The 1,207-nt window shown below is 66.9% G+C and carries 2 protein-coding genes; both read left to right on the top strand.

Annotated elements, in window-relative coordinates; genetic code table 11:
- Positions 1–60: 60 nt before the first annotated feature.
- On the top strand, positions 61–558 hold the full coding sequence (locus G4D87_RS37970; RefSeq protein WP_163787617.1) for a helix-turn-helix domain-containing protein: 498 nt from the start codon (positions 61–63) through the stop codon (positions 556–558).
- A gap of 31 nt (positions 559–589) precedes the next feature.
- Positions 590–1,207, top strand: a complete 618-nt coding sequence (locus G4D87_RS37965) for an IS630 family transposase (RefSeq protein WP_163787616.1) — start codon at positions 590–592, stop codon at positions 1,205–1,207.

Below are 1,207 nucleotides of genomic sequence, written 5' to 3'. Positions count from 1 at the left end.
CTAGTCCTCAGACTGCGCGAAGTTAAGGCATGAGCCGCTGGTTGTATGAGGGGGTGGCTCATGAAGCCCACGGCAAGGAAGCAGGCGGCGCCCATCAAGTTGAAGTTGAAGGCGGAGGACCGCCGACAGGTGAGGGCGCTGCTGTCGCACGGCCTCATTTCGGCACGAATCTTCAAACGGGCTCGGGTGTTGCAGTTGCTGGACGAGGGACGACACTCGTCCGAGGTGTGCCTGGCGCTGGGCACCACGCGGGACCTGGTGCGGCGCATCGGCCTGCGCTACTTGGAGGAGGGACTTGCCCAGGCCCTCTTCGAGCGCGAGCGGCCAGGCAGCGCGCGGTTATTGGACGCGCGACACGAGACGCAACTGGTGTCGCTCGTCTGCTCGCCACCTCCCGTGGGCCACGCGCGTTGGACGGTGCGGCTGGTGGCCCAGGAGGCCAAAACGCGCGGCCTGGTGAAAACGGTCGGGCGCGAGACGGTGCGCCTGCTTCTGAAACACCACGACATCAAGCCGTGGCGGGAAAAAAAGGTTCTGCATCCCGCGCCTCACCCCTGAGTACCAGCGGCGGATGGAGGAGGTGCTGGACGTGTATGAGAGGCCCTACTCGGCCTGCGAGCCCGTCGTCTGCTTCGACGAGAAGCCTGTGCCCCTACACGAGGACGCGCGGGCCCCGAAGCCCACTCGCCCTGGCCACGTGGCCCAGCGGGACTACGAGTACGTGCGCAAGGGCAGCGCCAACCTCTTCTACAGTGTCGAGCCGCTCGCTGGGCGTCACCGCGTGGAGGCCACGGCCGACCGCACCGCGGCGCGCACCGCCCGCGCCCTCAAGCACGTCGCGGACGCCTACCCCAAGGCGCGCACCATCCACCTCGTCTGGGACAACCTCAACACCCATTGCGAGAAGACGCTGACGGACACCTTTGGCCAGAAGAAAGGCCACGCCCTCTGGAGCCGCTTCACCGTGCACTACACGCCCAAGCACGGCAGTTGGCTGGACCAAGCCGAAGTCGGCCTCAGCATCCTGTCCCGCCAGTGCCTGGGCACGCGCCGCATCGCGACGCTCTCCATGCTTCAACACGAGACGGCTGCCTGGCGGCGCGACGTCAACCGCCAGCACCTGCGCTTCACCTGGCGCTTCACCTCGCGCAAGGCACGCGCGACGTTCCACTACTCACGCCGCGACATGCTGCGGTCGAAGGACTAG

It is taken from the genome of Myxococcus vastator (genome assembly GCF_010894475.1).
GTDB classification, from domain to species: Bacteria; Myxococcota; Myxococcia; order Myxococcales; family Myxococcaceae; genus Myxococcus; species Myxococcus vastator.
The sequence above is the reverse complement of the archived record's forward strand: the minus strand, read 5'-3'. Positions and strand labels throughout refer to the sequence as shown.

What these genes read in the sequence shown, in the direction of transcription:
- G4D87_RS37970 (WP_163787617.1), top strand. Translation starts at nt 61, where the DNA reads ATGAAGCCCACGGCAAGGAAGCAGGCGGCGCCCATCAAGTTGAAGTTG.